Origin of the sequence: Streptomyces sp. NBC_00335, from assembly GCF_036127095.1 — a bacterium.
Classification (GTDB): domain Bacteria; phylum Actinomycetota; class Actinomycetes; order Streptomycetales; family Streptomycetaceae; genus Streptomyces.
The window spans coordinates 8,248,596-8,264,168 of sequence record NZ_CP108006.1; the positions used below are offsets into that span (position 1 = coordinate 8,248,596).

Annotated in this window: 13 protein-coding genes; 3 read left to right on the forward strand and 10 right to left on the reverse strand. The window is 73.0% G+C overall.

Translation table 11 applies throughout. The annotated features are described in order from the left end of the window. Positions 1 to 5: 5 nt before the first annotated feature. Complete coding sequence (locus tag OHA37_RS37280; protein ID WP_266912232.1) at positions 6 to 359, forward strand: VOC family protein; 354 nt, start codon at positions 6 to 8, stop codon at positions 357 to 359. A 68-nt stretch (positions 360 to 427) separates the two neighbouring features. Here OHA37_RS37280 and OHA37_RS37285 read toward each other — a convergent pair whose 3' ends face one another. The 4 genes from OHA37_RS37285 to OHA37_RS37300 all read right to left on the reverse strand — a co-directional run bounded on the left by OHA37_RS37285 (position 428) and on the right by OHA37_RS37300 (position 4,033). After that, positions 428 to 1,789, reverse strand: coding sequence for an MFS transporter (locus OHA37_RS37285; RefSeq protein WP_266912234.1), 1,362 nt, complete (start codon positions 1,787 to 1,789; stop codon positions 428 to 430). A gap of 90 nt (positions 1,790 to 1,879) precedes the next feature. Next, on the reverse strand, positions 1,880 to 2,518 hold the full coding sequence (thpR, locus tag OHA37_RS37290) for an RNA 2',3'-cyclic phosphodiesterase (protein ID WP_443046271.1): 639 nt from the start codon (positions 2,516 to 2,518) through the stop codon (positions 1,880 to 1,882). Between the two features lie 64 nt (positions 2,519 to 2,582). Further along, positions 2,583 to 3,083, reverse strand: coding sequence for an isochorismatase family protein (locus OHA37_RS37295; protein WP_266912236.1), 501 nt, complete (start codon positions 3,081 to 3,083; stop codon positions 2,583 to 2,585). A gap of 41 nt (positions 3,084 to 3,124) precedes the next feature. Further along, the gene (locus OHA37_RS37300) at positions 3,125 to 4,033 is read right to left on the reverse strand and encodes a GlxA family transcriptional regulator (protein WP_266913434.1); all 909 of its coding nucleotides are present in this window, start codon (positions 4,031 to 4,033) and stop codon (positions 3,125 to 3,127) included. Between the two features lie 150 nt (positions 4,034 to 4,183). Here OHA37_RS37300 and OHA37_RS37305 point away from each other — a divergent pair, with 150 nt between their 5' ends. Then, positions 4,184 to 4,852: an MBL fold metallo-hydrolase gene (locus tag OHA37_RS37305; RefSeq protein ID WP_266912238.1), complete on the forward strand. Its 669-nt coding sequence runs from the start codon at positions 4,184 to 4,186 to the stop codon at positions 4,850 to 4,852. 123 nt (positions 4,853 to 4,975) lie between these two features. Next, a complete protein-coding gene (locus OHA37_RS37310) occupies positions 4,976 to 7,501 on the forward strand; it encodes a discoidin domain-containing protein (RefSeq protein WP_266912240.1) in 2,526 nt (841 codons plus the stop codon). A gap of 135 nt (positions 7,502 to 7,636) precedes the next feature. On the opposite strand, the gene OHA37_RS37315 is transcribed toward OHA37_RS37310, so the two are convergent. The 6 genes from OHA37_RS37315 to OHA37_RS37340 all read right to left on the reverse strand — a co-directional run bounded on the left by OHA37_RS37315 (position 7,637) and on the right by OHA37_RS37340 (position 15,542). Further along, positions 7,637 to 10,984 carry a S8 family peptidase gene (locus tag OHA37_RS37315; protein ID WP_266912242.1) on the reverse strand — a complete coding sequence of 1,116 codons (3,348 nt, stop codon included), beginning with the start codon at positions 10,982 to 10,984 and terminating at the stop codon, positions 7,637 to 7,639. A 123-nt stretch (positions 10,985 to 11,107) separates the two neighbouring features. Then, positions 11,108 to 12,430: a cytochrome P450 gene (locus tag OHA37_RS37320; RefSeq protein ID WP_266912244.1), complete on the reverse strand. Its 1,323-nt coding sequence runs from the start codon at positions 12,428 to 12,430 to the stop codon at positions 11,108 to 11,110. Between the two features lie 11 nt (positions 12,431 to 12,441). Beyond that, complete coding sequence (locus OHA37_RS37325) at positions 12,442 to 13,008, reverse strand: carboxymuconolactone decarboxylase family protein (protein ID WP_266912247.1); 567 nt, start codon at positions 13,006 to 13,008, stop codon at positions 12,442 to 12,444. A 5-nt stretch (positions 13,009 to 13,013) separates the two neighbouring features. Further along, positions 13,014 to 14,009 carry a 3-oxoacyl-ACP synthase III family protein gene (locus OHA37_RS37330; RefSeq protein WP_266912249.1) on the reverse strand — a complete coding sequence of 332 codons (996 nt, stop codon included), beginning with the start codon at positions 14,007 to 14,009 and terminating at the stop codon, positions 13,014 to 13,016. Between the two features lie 37 nt (positions 14,010 to 14,046). Continuing rightward, the gene (locus OHA37_RS37335; protein ID WP_266912251.1) at positions 14,047 to 15,297 is read right to left on the reverse strand and encodes a beta-ketoacyl-[acyl-carrier-protein] synthase family protein; all 1,251 of its coding nucleotides are present in this window, start codon (positions 15,295 to 15,297) and stop codon (positions 14,047 to 14,049) included. Beyond that, positions 15,294 to 15,542: a phosphopantetheine-binding protein gene (locus OHA37_RS37340; protein ID WP_266912253.1), complete on the reverse strand. Its 249-nt coding sequence runs from the start codon at positions 15,540 to 15,542 to the stop codon at positions 15,294 to 15,296. Before OHA37_RS37340 ends, OHA37_RS37335 begins: the two co-directional genes overlap by 4 nt. Positions 15,543 to 15,573 lie beyond the last annotated feature (31 nt).

Sequence of the window (15,573 nt, forward strand, 5' to 3'; positions counted from 1 at the left end):
GCGGCATGGAACGTGTGCTGGGAATCGGTGGATACTTCATGCGGGCCGCAGACCCGGCGGCCCTGGGCGCGTGGTACCGGGACTGCCTGGGGCTGGACTCGGACGAACACGGTCTGTGGCGCCAGGGAGCCGGACCGACGGTGTTCGCACCGTTCGAGTCCGGGACCGACTACTTCGGTTCCCCCGCACAGCAGACCATGCTCAACTTCCGGGTCCGCGACCTGGACGCGATGCTCGCGCAGCTGCGCGCGAAAGGGGCGGATGTGGCGCCCGAGATCCAGGACATGGACGGTGTCGGCCGGTTCGGCTGGGTCACCGACCCCGAGGGCAACCGGATCGAGCTCTGGCAGCCCGCCTGACCACGTCTTCTCGCGGAAGACCTTGCTCGGGCGGGCTGCGGGTGCCTCGCGGCGGGCGCGCCCGCCTCTCAGGAGGCGGCTGTCGTGGCCGGCTCGCGGGTGGCCGTTTCCGGCGCCGCGTCCGGTGCGGGCGCCGGGGCCGGTGCCGGCGCCGGCTGCGTGGCGTATACGGCCTCCGCCGGGAGGTGGCGTTCCAGCCGGGTCAGGGCGAGCGCGGCGCCGAGCGCGGCGACCGTCAGGAAGGCCCAGGGCAGCCGGCCGTCGAGGGCGAGCAGCCCCGTGAAGAGGGACGGGGCCAGCGCGGTGGCCAGGGAGTACGACAGCTGGTAGGTGGCCAGGTAGCGGCCGCGTACGGCCTCCGGTGCGGCCGAGACCGACAGGGCGCCGCCCGAAGGGCTGTGGACCAGCTCGCCGACCGTGTAGACCACCACGATGACCAGCAGGGCGACCAGCGTCGCGGTCTGCCCGGGGCGGACCGTGCCGAGCACGATCTGCCCCACGAAGGCGGCGGCGAAGAGCAGCGCCCCGAGGGCCGCGGAGCGGGTGCGGCGGGCTCCGGAACGGCGGACCCGGCTCGCGATCAGGACGCCGACGCCCGCGCAGAGGGCGGTGTTGACGGTGAAGGCCGCTCCGGTGAGGGAGTCCGGTCCGTGCAGCCAGGTGGTGATGTAGAGCGGGAAGAGGACGGACAGGGCCGCGTACCCGAGCGCGGTCAGGAAGTTGGCGGCGGTCAGGCCCAGGAAGGGCCGGTCGGCGAGCACCATGCGGTAGCCCGCGGGCGGACGCTTGGCCGAGCCGAGGGGGCCGCTTGCGCCGGGCTCGCCGTTCGCGCGGTCCCGTACCGGCTGGTCCCGTACCGGCTTCACGCCGCTGACGAGCAGTCCGGCGAGCGCGAAGGCGGCCGCGTTGCCCCACGCGGTGTAGGTGAACCCGTCGGTGCCCCACAGGGCCAGTACCCCGGAGACGACCAGGGCGCCGGCGCCCATGCCCGCGTTCTGCAGGGCCCGGATGGAGGCCTGGAGCCGGTCGCGGGCGCCGCCTTGGGCCACTTCACCGATGAGGGACTGCTGCACGATGGGGAAGGACCGGTCGGCGAGGGCCGTGACCAGCGCGACGGCGGCGAAGGCGGGCAGTGACCCGGCGAACGGGTAGAGGGCGAAGCCGAGTGCCCGGATCGCGTAGAGCAGCAGGTTGACCTTCCTGGCCCCGAAGCGGTCGACGGCCGAGCCGGCGAGCGGCATGAAGGCGAGTCCTGCCAGGCCCGTCGCCGTCAGCACGATGCCGACGAGGGCGAAGGAGAGCCCCGTGACGTGGTGGAAGAAGACGAGCGAGAAGGGGATGTACATCCCGATCCCGATCGCGCTGATTCCCACTCCGAGCAGCAGTGAGCGTTCGCCCGCCACCCGTTCCTCGCGCATGCCCTTGACCACGTCGAACTCTCCCCCGAATAGATTGACGAAAAGTAGCTTAGCGGTAAGTGGCTTAGCGTCAAGAGGTATTCGCGGGTCGCGCAGGGAGGTCTACCGACCTTCCTGTGCGGGGTCCTGCCCGCCGAGGTTCCACGCCTCGATGTCGCGGTAGTGGATCGGTCCCGGGCCGCGGCCGATGTTGCTGCCGACCAGGTGCAAACGCTCCGTCCGCCAGCGGCGGCCCGTGAACCCGCCGAGTCCGGCGGCGGCCTCCACGGCCGAGGAGGCGTCGTTCCGGCGGGCGCGGGCCAGCGTCAGATGGGGGCGCAGCGGCCGGTCTTCGAAGGGGATGCCGCAGTCCTTGACCACGGCGCGCACCTCGGCGGCGAGCCGGTGCAGCCCGTCGAGGTCCCCGTCGATCCCGCTCCACAGCACCCGCTCGGCGAAGTGGCCGCCCCCGCGCAGGGTCAGGCGTACGGGACTGCGCGCCGCCGCGAGCTCCGCGAGCGGCGGCCGCAGGAGGGGGACGACCTCGACCGGAAGTTCACCGAGGAACGCCAGGGTGATGTGCCAGTCCTCGATGCGGTTCCACCGCATGTGCGGGTACGCGGCGTAGGCCGGCCCCAGCTCGCGCGCGAGTTCCTCCTTCGCGTCGTCGGGCGGGGCGAGGGCGATGAACACGCGAACGGTCGCGGGCCGGGCCTGCTCGGTCACGGCGTCCAGGGCGTCCACGGCATCCACATCGTTCACAGGAGACTTTGTACAGTGCTTCGGGCGGTCCGGGCGGTCCGGGCGGTCCGGGCGTTCATCGCGGTCAGGTGTAGTCCGCCGTGATGTGCACGTCGCCGAAGCGGGGGAAGATCCGCTCCACGGTGAACTCGTGCTCGTCGGCGGCGAAACCGGACATGGCGTCGGCGACGAACTCCAGCTCGTAGCCGTGGTCGCTCGCGGCCCGCGCCGTGGACTCGACCCCCATCGTGGTGACCAGTCCGCCGAGCACCAGCGTGTCCACGCCCAGGGCGCGCAACCGGTCGTCCAGGCCGGTGCCGTGGAAGGCCCCCACGGTCTGCTTGACGATCAGAACGTCGCCCGGCTGCACCAGCCCGTCGGCGAAGCCGCTGCCCGGCGGCTGCTCCGCGACCCCCGGCCGGTCCACTCGGACGAGCACCACCGGGCGCCCGTCCGCCCTGAAGGCCTCGGCCAGCCGGAGGCAGCGGGACAGCACCTCTTCACCGGAGTGAGGGGCGACCGGCAGGTCGATGATGCGGGGCATCAGGTCGATGAGGATCAGCGCGGAGGTCACGGGAACGATCATAGGACAGGGAGGTCTCGGCGCCGGGGGCCCGGCGCCAGGCCCTACGGCGTGCTCGTGAAGGAGCGGCGGTAGGCCCGGGGCGGAACTCCCCTGCGCCGCACGAACTGTTCCCGCAGGACCGCCGCACTGCCGTAGCCCACCCGGCGGGCGATCTCCTCGACGGGCAGGTCCGTGCTCTCCAGCAGCTCCTCGGCGCTGCTGAGCCGCAGGTTCCGCAGCCAGGCGTGCGGGGTGGTGCCGGTCGCGGCGGTGAAGCGGCGGGCGAAGGAACGCTTGCTCATCACGGCGCGGCGGGCCAGTTCCGTGACGGGAAGCGGCTCGTGGAGGTGGTCGCGGGCCCAGGCGAGCACCTCGGAGAGCCGCTCGTCCCGGCAGTCCTCGGGGACCGGCGCCGCGAGGTACTGGGCCTGCCCGCCGTCGCGGTGCGAGGGCAGCACGATGTCCCGGGCGACGGCGTTGGCCATCGCGGCCCCGTGCTCCCGCCTCAGCAGGTGCAGGCACAGGTCGAAGCCGGCGGCGGCGCCCGCGCCCGTGACGATCCGGCCTTCGTCGATGTACAGGGCGTCCGGTTCCACGGCCACGTGCGGATGCCGGTCGGCCAGCAGTTCGGCGAACCGCCAGTGCGTGGTGGCCCGCAGCCCGTCGAGCAGTCCGGCCTCGGCGAGCGCGAACGTGCCCACGCAGTGGGCCGCGAGCAGGGCGCCGCCCCCGTGCGCGGCCACCAGCGCGTCCAGTACCGCCGGGCCGGGCGGCGTACGGAAACCGGCCCCCGGCAGGGCGATCACCAGATCGGCGGCCGCCAGCCGGTCGAGGCCGTGCTCGATCGCGAGCGGCACGCCGAAGTCGGTGGGAACCGGCCCGGGCCGCTCGGCGCACAGGACGAAGTCGAAGCCGGGCACCCCCTGCCCGTGCGGGCCGAAGACCTCGGTGACGATCCCGACGGCGAGCATGCCGACACCGGGCGGGACGTACGCGGCGACGGTCTTGAAAGGGGGCACGGGGGCAGTCTGCCACCGTGCTGATCATCGTGGCACGAATCCTGCGATCACTGGCAGGTGTGCCACTCGTGCGTCCCCCGCCGCCGCGGAAGGATTGCAGCCATGACGAACACGACGAAGAACTCCACGGCGAAGAACTCCACGGCGAAGAACGACACGGTCACCGCGCAGGACCTCCCCGCCGACGCACCGCTCGGCCGCAGCGCCGTCTACAAGGTCCTCACCACCGGCTACGTCGGCTCCACCGGCCCCGGAGTCGCCGCCACCGTCTCCTACGTGTCCGACGCCGGCCGGCACTTCATCTTCGACCCGGGCATGGTGGCGAGCCACGCGGACATCCTCGGTCCGCTCGCGGAACTGGGCCTGGGCCCCGAGGACATCACCGACGTGGTGCTCAGCCACCACCACCCGGACAACACCATGAACGTGGGCCTGTTCGGCCGGGCCCGGGTGCACGACCACAAGGTGGAGTACCAGGGCGACCAGTGGACGAACCGGGACGCCGAGGGCTACGAACTCACCCCCTCCCTGCGCCTGATCCGTACGCCGGGGCACAGCCACGAGGACATCACGCTGCTGGCCGGAACGGAATCGGGCGTGGTGGCCTTCGCCGGCGACCTGTGGTGGCACGAGCAGGGCCCCGCCGACGACCCGGTCGCCCCGGACCGCGAGGTACTGGGCGCCTCCCGGCTGCGGGTGCTCGCCGCGGCGGACCTGATAGTGCCCGGCCACGGAGGCCCGTTCGCCGCCGGCGCCGCCGTGCCGCTCTAAGCAATCCCTCCCGGATCGCGCCGGTGGATGCGGTTTTGCGTCAACTCTCCGCTCATTTGGTCGAGTTACCGTCACCCTGACCTATCTTCCATGGGGCATACCGGTTCGCCCCAGGAGGTCAGATTGCAGTCCAGGCGCTTCCTCGCCTTACCCCGTGCGCTCCGCAGATCCCGGCTGCTCATAGCCTTCGGTCTCGGCGCGCTGCTGATCGGCTTCACGCCGTGGCTCGGGGTCGCGAGCCCCACGCCCACCCCCGGGCCGGTCGGCGAGCAGGCGGCGCAGCAGTCGCCGCACCACGGCGTCGCCCCGGCGAACGCCATGGAGCCGACGGCCCCCGTCCTCGACCGGACGGGATGGACGGCCGCGGCGAGCGACGAGGAGACGGCAGGGGAGAACGGCCGCGCCGCGGGGGTCCTCGACGGTGACACCGGCACCCTCTGGCACAGCAAGTGGTCGGGGACCGCGGCCCCCTTGCCGCACAGCATCACCATCGACATGCACCGTACGGCGGTCGTCTCGGCGCTCGTCTACACCCCCCGCACCAACGGGGCCAACGGACGCGTCGGCGAGTACACCCTCAGCGTCAGCGCGGACGGAGCGAACTGGCCGGCCCCGGTCGCCAGTGGCACGCTCGCGGACGACGGCAGCGCCAAAACGCTCGGGTTCGCCCCGCAGGGGGCCCGGTTCGTACGGCTGACGGCGCTCACCGAGGCGGGCGGCCGCGGCCCCTGGACCTCCGCCGCCGAGATCAACCTGCTGGGCGACCCGGGCACCCCGGAGTCCACCGTGGACCTGCCCCGGACGGGATGGACGGCCGCGGCGAGCGACGAGGAGACGGTCCGCGAGAACGGCCGCGCCGCGGGCGTCCTCGACGGCGACACCGGCACCCTCTGGCACAGCAGGTGGTCAGGCACCCCGGCGCCCCTGCCGCACAGCATCACCATCGACATGCACCGCACGGCCGCGGTCTCCGCCCTCGTCTACCACCCCCGCACGAACGGACCCAACGGCCGGGCCGGCGCCTACACCGTCACCACCAGCACCGACGGAACCGCCTTCGGCACACCGGTGGCCGCGGGCACCTGGCGCGACGACGACACCGTCAAGACCGCCACCTTCACCCGCACCGCGAACGCCCGCTTCGTACGGCTCACCGTGACCACCGAAGCCGGCGCCCGCGGCCCGTGGACCTCCGCCGCGGAGATCCGCCTGAGCGGGCCGGCCAGCCCCGCCGTCCACGGATCCTGGGGCCGGATCACCGGCTTCCCCCTGGTCCCCGTGGCCACCGCCGTCCTGCCCGGCGACAAGCTCCTGGCCTGGTCCGCGTACGCGGTGGACCGCTTCGGCGGCAGCAACGGCTACACCCAGACCGCGATCCTCGACCTGAAGACGGGCAAGGTCACCCAGCGCCGCATCGACAACACCGGGCACGACATGTTCTGCCCCGGCATAGCCATGCTGGCCGACGGCCGCGTGCTGGTCACCGGGGGCAGCAACGCGGAGAAGGCCAGCATCTACGACCCCGCCACCGACGACTGGTCCGCCGCGGGCAACATGAACATCCCCCGCGGCTACCAGTCCATGACGCTGCTCTCCACCGGCGAGGCCTTCGTCCTGGGCGGATCCTGGAGCGGACCCGCGGGGGACAAGGCCGGTGAGGCCTGGTCGCCGGCGACCGGCACCTGGCGCGGACTCCCGGGCGTCCCCGCCCTCCAGGCGTCCACGGCCGACCCCGCCGGACCCTACCGCGCCGACAACCACATGTGGCTGCACGCCACTTCGGGCGGCAAGGTCCTCCAACTCGGCCCGAGCAAGCAGATGAACTGGATCTCGACCACCGGTACGGGCAGCATCACCCCCGCAGGCACCCGGGCCGACAGCGCCGACGCCATGACGGGCAACGCCGTCGCCTACGACATCGGCAAACTGCTCACCCTGGGCGGCTCGCCCGCCTACCAGAACACTCCCGCCACGCGCCGCGCCTACACCGTGAACATCACCGGCAGCCAGGTCGAAACCGCCCGTACCGGAGACATGGAGTACGCCAGGGCCTTCGCCAACAGCGTGGTCCTGCCCGACGGCAAGGTGCTCGTCTTCGGCGGACAGAGCCATCCGGTGCCGTTCAGCGACGCCACCTCGGTCCTGACCCCCGAACTGTGGGACCCCTCGACGGGCGCCTTCACCCCGCTCGCCACCATGGCCGTCCCCCGCAACTACCACAGCGTGGCGAACCTGCTGCCGGACGGGCGGGTCTTCTCCGGCGGCGGCGGCCTGTGCGGCGACTGCGCCACCAACCACGCCGACGGGGCGGTCTTCACACCGCCGTACCTCCTCAACCCGGACGGATCGCCGAAACCGCGCCCCGAGATCACGGGAGGGGTCCCCACCAGGACGTCACCCGGTACCTCACTGACGGTCTCCACCTCCACCCCGGCGGCATCCTTCGTCCTGATGCGAGCCGCAGCCGCGACCCACTCCACCGACAACGACCAACGCCGGGTCCCCCTCGCCTCCACGGCCACGGGAACAGGCACCTACACCGTGTCCGTACCCGCCGACCCGGGAGTGGTCCTGCCGGGGACCTACATGCTCTTCGCCCTCGACGCCCAGGGAGTACCGAGCACGGCCCGGTTCCTCACCATCTCCTGACCCGCGTACGGTGCTCCGCCGGCCGGATCGCAGCGATCGCAGCGAGCGGCGTTCCGCCGGTGCGCACCGGCCCGGCACCGCTCCGGCCCGGCACCCGCGAGGTGCGGGGCCGGGCCGGAGCGGCGTGCGGGCGGGTCAGGGAGCGAGGAGGTAGGCGTTCGTGATCGTCTCCTGCACCGTGTTGCCGGCCTTGTCCCTGAGGTACACCTGGAACGACGCGGCCTTGGCCGAGGCCGGGTGCTGCACGGTCACCGACCGCGCGCCCTGCGCGTCCGTCGCCACCGCGAGGAAGCTCCAGGTCGTACCCCCGTCGTAGGAGACCCGGACCGTCAGTACGGCGACCTGCCCCTGCGCGGCGGCCGCGCCCGCCAGCACCAGCGGAACCTTCAGCGCACCGCCCGCCGGCGCGGTACCGCGCAGGCTCAGCTTCGGCGCGAGCCGCACCGTGGACAGCGGCAGCTTCACCGACTGGTCCGTGGCCGGGCGGGCCGAGGTGAACGTCCAGCTCGCCCGTACCTTCGTGCTGGTGGCGGTGTCCTCGGCGGACCGGGTCGCCTCCTTGGTCAGGCGGTACACGGCGGATCCGGCCGGGACCTCGGCGCTGATCCAGCCGTGGGGATCGGTCTCCGCGAGGACCTTGCCGCCGGACTCCAGCCGGGTGAAGCCCCCGGTGGAGATGGACGAGCCCTCGTGACCGGCGCCGTCGTGGAACAACCCGACGTTGGCGTCCAGGTAGTCCCCGGTCCGCCACGCTCCCTGCTCCTCCCCGGCCTTCAGGTCGGGGCCGATCACGCCGGTGTTGAAGTTCAGCGCGTAGCGCTTGCCGGGCTGGTAGGACACCTGGTTCTGCGAGTAGATCATGCGTGCCTCGCCCCGGGAGTCGACCTGCGAAGCGACCCAGCTCCAGCGCACCCCGGCGGTGCTGACGTACTGCGTGCTCGCCAGCGGCAGGCTCATCTCGGACGGGTCCGTGATGCCGGAGGTGTAGCCGTCGTCACCGGTCGGCGTCGCGTGGATCAGACCCTTCACGCCGGTGACCGAAGCGCCGAAGCCGAGCTTCACCTCGGCGACGTCCGCCGGGGTGAGCTTGCGGTCGAGCCCGTCGAACCAGGTGCCCTTGCGGTTGAAGGCCAGCCGGTAGTCGACGTTCTTGCCCGCCGCCCCCGGCGTCTTCCACAGGCCGTTGTATTGCGCCCGCAGGGTGGTCGCGGCCGGGCCCAGGTGCTGGGTGAGGATCCGGGTGGTGCCGTCGGTGGCCCACATGTCGGACACGCCCGCGGCCTCGTCGTAGAACCCCGCGTACCCGCTCACCAGCTTCGCCGACGGATCCGGCGGGGTGACGGCGAACGGCTTGGCCTTGCGGGAGTCGAAGGTGACCGTGGCCCTTCCGGTGACCTTCAGGACCGGCTGGACGAAGAAGCCCAGGGTGGAGTCCGGGCCCCAGACGACGCCCTCCAGCAGGTAGTCGCCCTTGGGCAGCCGCTGGACGACGGTGCCGCTCGGGTCGTACGGGACCTCGAAGCGGCCCTCCATGCCCGTGCCGAGCTTGGTGACCGTGGTGTAGTACGTCGACGGGTTCGCGCCGTTGACGTCCAGGTGCTTCAGGGTGACGTCGTAGGACTCCACCTCACGCTCGACCACGAGGCCGGTGCGCACTTCCTGCCCGCCCCCCGAGGCCAGCACGGTGCCGCCGAAGGCCCCGTCCACGGAGCCCTTGCGGGTGTCGGCGGTGACGGTGGTCGTCGCGGTGCCCCCGGCGGGGACGGTCAGCTGGGCGTCCTTGACGGTGAACATCCCGGCCGGGGCCGGGCGGCCGGACTGGTCGGTGCCGGACGTGCTCAGCTTGAGCGTGACGGGCCGGGTGCCGTGGTTGCGGTAGATGAGGGACCTGGTCGCCGGCTTGTCGTCGGCGTGCGGCCAGGAGTGCGTGCCGAAGGCGAGGGAGCCGGGCGCGGCGGCGACGACCGCCTTGACGGCCCGTGCCAGGTCGGTGCGGCCCGCGCCCTGCTGGTAGGCGTTGAGCGCCGGGTTGGGCCGGGCCGAGCCCGTCAGCAGGGCCTTGATCATGGCCGGGCTCCAGTCCGGGTGCTGCTGACGGACCAGAGCCGCGGCGCCCGCGACGTGCGGGGTGGCCATGGAGGTGCCCGACATGCTGACGTAGCCGTCGGCGGGCCCGGGATCCGGGCTCTGCGTGGTGTGGGCGGCGGTGATCTCCACGCCCGGGGCGGTGATGTCCGGCTTGAGCGCTCCGTCGGCGCTCGGGCCCCGGCTGGAGAACTCCGCGAGCTGGTCCTGCTTGTCCACCGCGCCGACCGTGAGCGCCGCGCGGGCGCTGCCGGGCGTGCGCAGCGTGCCGGACCCGGGACCCTCGTTGCCCGCGGCGACCACGAACAGGGCCTTGCCGGAAAGCTGGGCGACCGCCTCCTCCATGGGGTCGACGCCGGGCTCGTCGGGGGAGCCCAGACTCATGTTCACCACGGTCGCACCCTGGTCCACGGCCCACTGCATGCCGCTGATGATGCCGGAGGAGTCGCCGAAGCCGTCGTCGCCCAAGACCTTGGCGTCCAGGAGCTGCACGCCGGGCGCCACACCCTTGTACCGGCCGCCGGACCGCGCGCCCGTCCCGGCGATCGTGGAGGCCACGTGCGTGCCGTGCCCGTACCGGTCCGCGGAATCGGGCGAGCTGCTGAAGTTCCGCTGAGTCGTCTCCACCCCCTTGAGGTCGGGGTGGGTCTCGTCGACCCCCGTGTCCAGGACGGCCACCTTGACGCCCTTGCCGGTGTAGCCCGCCTGCCACATGGCGGGCGCGCCTATCTGCGGCACGCTCTTGTCCAGGGCCGCGCTCACCTTGGCGTCCAGCCACAGGTGGGCGACGGGCGGCACCGGGGCGGCGCCCGCCACGCGGGCGTTCGTCCGGCCGGTGACCGCCGCCCACAGGGCCGCGGCGTCGGACTTCGACGCGTTGAACGCCTCGCCCGCCACCGCGGGCAGCGGGCGGCGCTCGCGCGCGACCGCGGCGAGCGTGTCTCCCGAGGCACCGAAGGTCTGGGCCCCGGAGGCGTCCCGCCGGTAGCCGGCGATCAGCGGCAGCGTGCTGCGGCGCGCGTCGTCGTACCCGTCCTTGACCAGCAGCGCCACGTCGAACAGCCGCCGGTCCAGTACCCCGTCGGCGACCAGGCGCAGCGCGTCCTGCGGAACGACGTACGTGTGCGCGCCCTCGCGCCGCACCGAGAAGGCCGTCCCCTCACGGCCCGCGCCCCGAACGAGCCGCTCGACGCTGCCGTCGCCCTTGACGACGACCCGGTCGCCGGTGATCAGGGTCACCGTCGCCGACGGCTTCGCGTCCGCCTTCGGCCTGCCCTTTGCCGAAACCCCCGTACCGTCCGGCGCCGGCTGAGCGCCGGCCGGTACGGTCCCCGCGATCAGTGCCCCGGTCACCGCCGCGGCGAATGCCGCCGTCCTGGCTCCCCTTGCGAATCCCACCCGTGTTCCCCCGTGTTCGTGTGCATGCCGATCGTGTCGGCTACCACGCGACCAGGGCCCGTCCGGTTCTCCGTGGGCTCCGATAAATCCGGACAACAGCCTGGTGGTTGGCCGGATCGGATATCACCAGGCGACGGGGAGCTCCCGCAACCCGTAGACGATGGTGTCCCGTTGGAACACGAGCTGCTCCTCGGGTACGGCCAGCCGCAGACCGGGCAGCTCGCGCAGCACGGTCTCCAGCATGATCTGGAGCTCGACGCGTGCCAGGGTGTGGCCCAGGCACTGGTGCGGACCGTGGCCGAAGGCCACGTGCCGGCGAGCGTCCCGGGTCACGTCCAGCTCGGCGGGACACGAGTGGTCGCCGTCCCGGGCGTCCGGGACGTCCGTGGCCTGGAGGGCGCCGAAGAGCTCCGGCTGCCGGTTGGCGGTGGACAGCATGCAGATCACCCCGTCCCCGGCCCGGACCGCCGCTCCGCCGACCGTGACGTCCTCGGTGGCGGCGCGGCCGAGGCCGAGGTGGATGATCGTGAGGTAGCGCAGCAGTTCCTCCACCGCCCCCGGGATCAGGGCCGGTTCGGCCCGCAGCCGGGCGGCCTGCCCGGGGCGGCGCAACAGGGCCAGGACGCTGAGCGCCGCCATGTTGGTGGTGCTCTCGTGGCCGGTGATCAGGAGCATGAAGCCGAGCGAGGCCGTTTCCCGCGCGGTCAGGTCGGGCCGGACGGCGAGCCGGCTGAGGATGTCGTCCCCGGGATCCTGCCGCTTCCGCTCGGCCAGCCCGGCCAGGTAGCCCATCAGCTCGCGGTGGGCCTCGGCGGCCCGTCCGGGGTCGGTGGTGTTGTCGAGCAAGGTCCGGCTGAGCGACTGGAACAGCGCGTGGTCCTCGTACGGGACCCCCAGCATCAGGCAGATGACGAGGGACGGGACGGGCAGCGCGAAGTCCGCGACGAGGTCGGCGGTCCGGCGGCCGTCGGCGGTCATCGCCTCGACGGCGGCCTCGACCACGTCCGTGATGGCCGGGCGCAGTTCCTGGACCCGGCGGGTCAGGAAGTCCTTGGCGACCATCCTGCGCAGCCGGGAGTGCTCCGGGTCGTCCATCCGGATGAAGCTCGGCTGAGCGGTGGCCAGTTGGCGCTGGCCGGGGGACAGGAAGGGGAAGCCGGGGGCGCGCGCGTCGGCGCTGAAGCGGGCATCGGCGAGGACCGCCCGGACCTCCTGGTGGCCCGTCACGAGCCAGCAGGGGGTGCCGTCGGGCAGCTCGGCGCGGCTGACCGGAGCCTCGGCCGCGGCCTGCGTGTAACCGGGCGGCGGGTCGTAGGGGCAGGAGCCGTACGGGGCGGGCAGGGCGAGCGGGGCCGCGGCCGGACCTCCGGTGGCAGGGTCGGCGGAGGCGGAGGCGAAGGTGGAGGCGGTGGCGGAGGTGGCGGTAGGCGTAGCGGTGACGGTCATGGTGGCGGATCTCATCCGGAGGGGGTTCGGCCGCCGTCGGGCGGGGTGTGGAGGGCGCCGAGCGTGGCGCACATGGTGGCGCACTGCCCGGCGAGGATCAGCAGTTCGATCAGTTGGTCGGGGCGGAGTCCGCCCGCCAGCCGGTCCCACAGCGGCTGCGGCAGCGGCTCACCGGCCGCGAGCGCGTCGGAAGCTTCCAGCAGGGCCAGATCGGCCCCGGACCAGGGGTGTTCGGCAAGGGGTGAGGCGGTCGCCGCCACCTCCCGGGAGTCCAGTCCGGCGTCGGCGGCGACCGCGCTGTGACGGTCGAAGACGAAGGACCCGCCGCGCCGGTGCGCGGTGCGCAGGACGACCAACTCCCGCTGACGGCTCGTCAAAGTCCCTTCGTGGGTCAGGACCCGGGCGAGGGAGAGCCAGGCGTGCGCGAGTCCGGGATGGTGGGCGAGGGTGCCGAAGAGGTTCACCCGGCCGGGGCCGTCCTTGGCGGATCCGGCCAGCAGCCCGCGCAGCGCGGGCGTCCACTGCTCGGGCGGCAGCGGAGTGATGCGTACGGGGCGCTCGGGTGGTTCGGTGGTCATCGGGCTCACCACCTGCAGACGACGACGCCGGCGCTGGCCCCGCTCGCGAACCCGAACATGCCCACCAGATCGCCCGGGTGGAGCCGGTCCGACCGCAGGGCGGTGGCCAGTTGCAGCGGGATGGTGTTGGTGGCGACGTTGCCATGCGCGGGGAAGGTGGACAGGATCCGCGAAGGATCCACTCCCACCCAGCCGCACGCCACCCGGGTGAAGGGCACGGACGGCTGGTGCACGCAGACGAGGTCGAAGTCCTCGACGTCCACGCCGAGTTCGCGCACCGCCCCGCGCACCTTGGCCGGCATTCCGTCGAAGGAGGCGACGAGTCGCGCCGAGTCGATCTCCAGGCGGCCCATCCTGCGGTGGTTCGCGTACGGATTGGGCAGTGTCGCCGCCTGCCAGCCCCAGGAGTTGGCGAAGAACCGGCTCCCGAGGATCCCGGGCCGCGTGCTCGCGGCGACCAGTACCGCCGAGCCCATGTCGCCGGTGCTCAGGCTCGGCAGGGCGCCGAGCAACTCGTCCGGGTCGGTGACGTTCCAGCGGCTCTCCCGGGTGCTGACCTCGGCGCTGGTGATCAGCACCCGCCGGTACTGTCCGGTCCGGACGAAGGCGTCGGCCACCTCCAGTGCGTTCAGCACGCCGTTGCAGGCGTTCTTCAGGTCGAACACTGGGCAGTCCAGGCCGAGTTTGGCGGCCACCACATGGGCGGTGGCCGGTTCCTCCATATCGGCGAGGATGCCCGCGTACAGCAGCAGGTCCACCTTCCGGGCGGGGGTGCCGCTCTCCTCCAGCAGACTGCGGGCGGCGTGCACCGCCAGGTCGGAGGGCTGCTCCTCGGGCGGGGCCACCGTGCGCTGCTCCAGCCCGTACATGTGCCGGAGCACGCCCCGGGACATCGGGATGCCGGGGCTGCCCGCCCGGAAGCGGTCCTCGACCGCGGCGACGCTCTGGCGCTCCTGCGGTACGTGGACGGTGGCGTGGACGACGGCACTGTGAACGGCCAAGGGTACGAAGCCTTCTGCTGGTGGGGGACGGCGGCGGTCAGGGCGCGGTGAGGAGCAGCACCACGTTGTGCCCGCCGAAGCCGAAGGAATGGCTGACGGCGGCGCCGACCCGCTGCTCCCGCGCGGTGCCGGTCACGCAGTCGATGTCGTAGGAAGAGCCCGAACCGGAGCCGGACGCGGCCAGGTTGGCGATCGGCGCCACCCGGGAGTCCCGGATGGTGAGCGCGGTCAGCGCGGCCTCCACGGCACCGGAGGCGCCGAGACTGTGGCCGAGCACCCCCTTGGGGGCGGTCACGGTGGGGCCGTGCGGCAGGACGCGGGCGATGAGTTCCGCCTCGGTGCGGTCGTTGAGCGGGGTGGAGGTCCCGTGGGCATTGACGTGGTCGACGTCGGCCGGGGACAGTCCGGCCTCGGCGAGCGCCGCCCGCAGGGCCGCCTCGGCGTACTCCCCGCCGGGGGAGGGAGCCGTCGGATGGTGTGCGTCCGAGGTGAGGCCGGCTCCGGCGAGGTGCGCGTAACCGCGCCGCCCGCGAGCCGCCGCGTCCGCCGGCCGCTCCAGTACGAGCACTGCGGCCCCCTCGGCGATGACGAACCCGTCCCGGTCCGCCGCGAACGGCCTGGAGGCCAGCGCCGGCTGGTCCACCCGCCCGGACAGGGCGCCCATCCGGGCGAACCCGGTGGTGACCACCGGGGTCACGGCAGCCTCGGAGCCGCCGGCGATCGCGATGTCGCAGGCCCCGGAGAGCAGCAGGTCACGGGCGATGGCCAGGGCGGTGGCCCCGGAGGCACAGGCCGTCTCGGTGGCCAGGGAGGGGCCGTGGGCGCCGAGGTCGGCCGACACCTCGCCGGCGGCCATGTTGGGGATGAGCATCGGGATGAGGGAGGGGGAGACCAGGTCGGGTCCCCCCTGGTGGTGGCGCAGGGTCTGGGTCTCCAGATGGGGAGCCCCGGCCAGCCCCGAGCCGATCACCACGGCCACGCGGGCCCCGTCCCAGGTGGTGGGGTCGAGTCCCGCGTCGGCCACGGCCTCACGGGCCGCCAGGACCGCGAGCTGCGTGAAACGGCCCATCCGCCAGGCCTTGCCGCCGCCGATGCGGCCCTGTTCGGGGGTCATGGCGGGGATCCGGCAGGAGAAGTCGACCGGGCAGTCCTTGAGCTCGGGATCGGTGTCCGCCGTCGAGCGGCCCCGGAGCACCCCGGCCCAGGTGTCCTCACGGCCGATCCCGGCCGGAGTGATCAGCCCCAGGCCGGTGACGGCCACGGCGCGGGGGTGCGGGGAAGCCGTCACAGGGCGTCCTGCTCGGTCCGCTTGGAGTGGAGCACGGCCACGAGCTCGCCGATGGTCGTGCGCTTGGCGGCCTCGTGCTCCTCGACCTTCACGCCGAGCTCTTCCTGGAGGGCGAGGGCCAGTTCGGCGAGGGCGAGCGAGTCGAGGTCGAGGCTCTCCAGGGTGGCGTCGGGCAGGACGCTCTCGGGGGAGACTTCGAACTTCTCGGTGAGCACGGTGGTGAGGATGGTCTGGAGCGGGGGCATGGCGGGGTGTCCTTCCGGGACGGGTGATGAG

Coding starts and splice junctions, on each gene's coding strand:
- OHA37_RS37320 (WP_266912244.1), bottom strand. CDS start 12,430: ATGACCGTCACCGCTACGCCTACCGCCACCTCCGCCACCGCCTCCACC.
- OHA37_RS37295 (WP_266912236.1), bottom strand. CDS start 3,083: ATGATCGTTCCCGTGACCTCCGCGCTGATCCTCATCGACCTGATGCCC.
- OHA37_RS37325 (WP_266912247.1), bottom strand. CDS start 13,008: ATGACCACCGAACCACCCGAGCGCCCCGTACGCATCACTCCGCTGCCG.
- OHA37_RS37340 (WP_266912253.1), bottom strand. CDS start 15,542: ATGCCCCCGCTCCAGACCATCCTCACCACCGTGCTCACCGAGAAGTTC.
- OHA37_RS37300 (WP_266913434.1), bottom strand. CDS start 4,033: ATGCTCGCCGTCGGGATCGTCACCGAGGTCTTCGGCCCGCACGGGCAG.
- OHA37_RS37280 (WP_266912232.1), top strand. CDS start 6: ATGGAACGTGTGCTGGGAATCGGTGGATACTTCATGCGGGCCGCAGAC.
- OHA37_RS37305 (WP_266912238.1), top strand. CDS start 4,184: ATGACGAACACGACGAAGAACTCCACGGCGAAGAACTCCACGGCGAAG.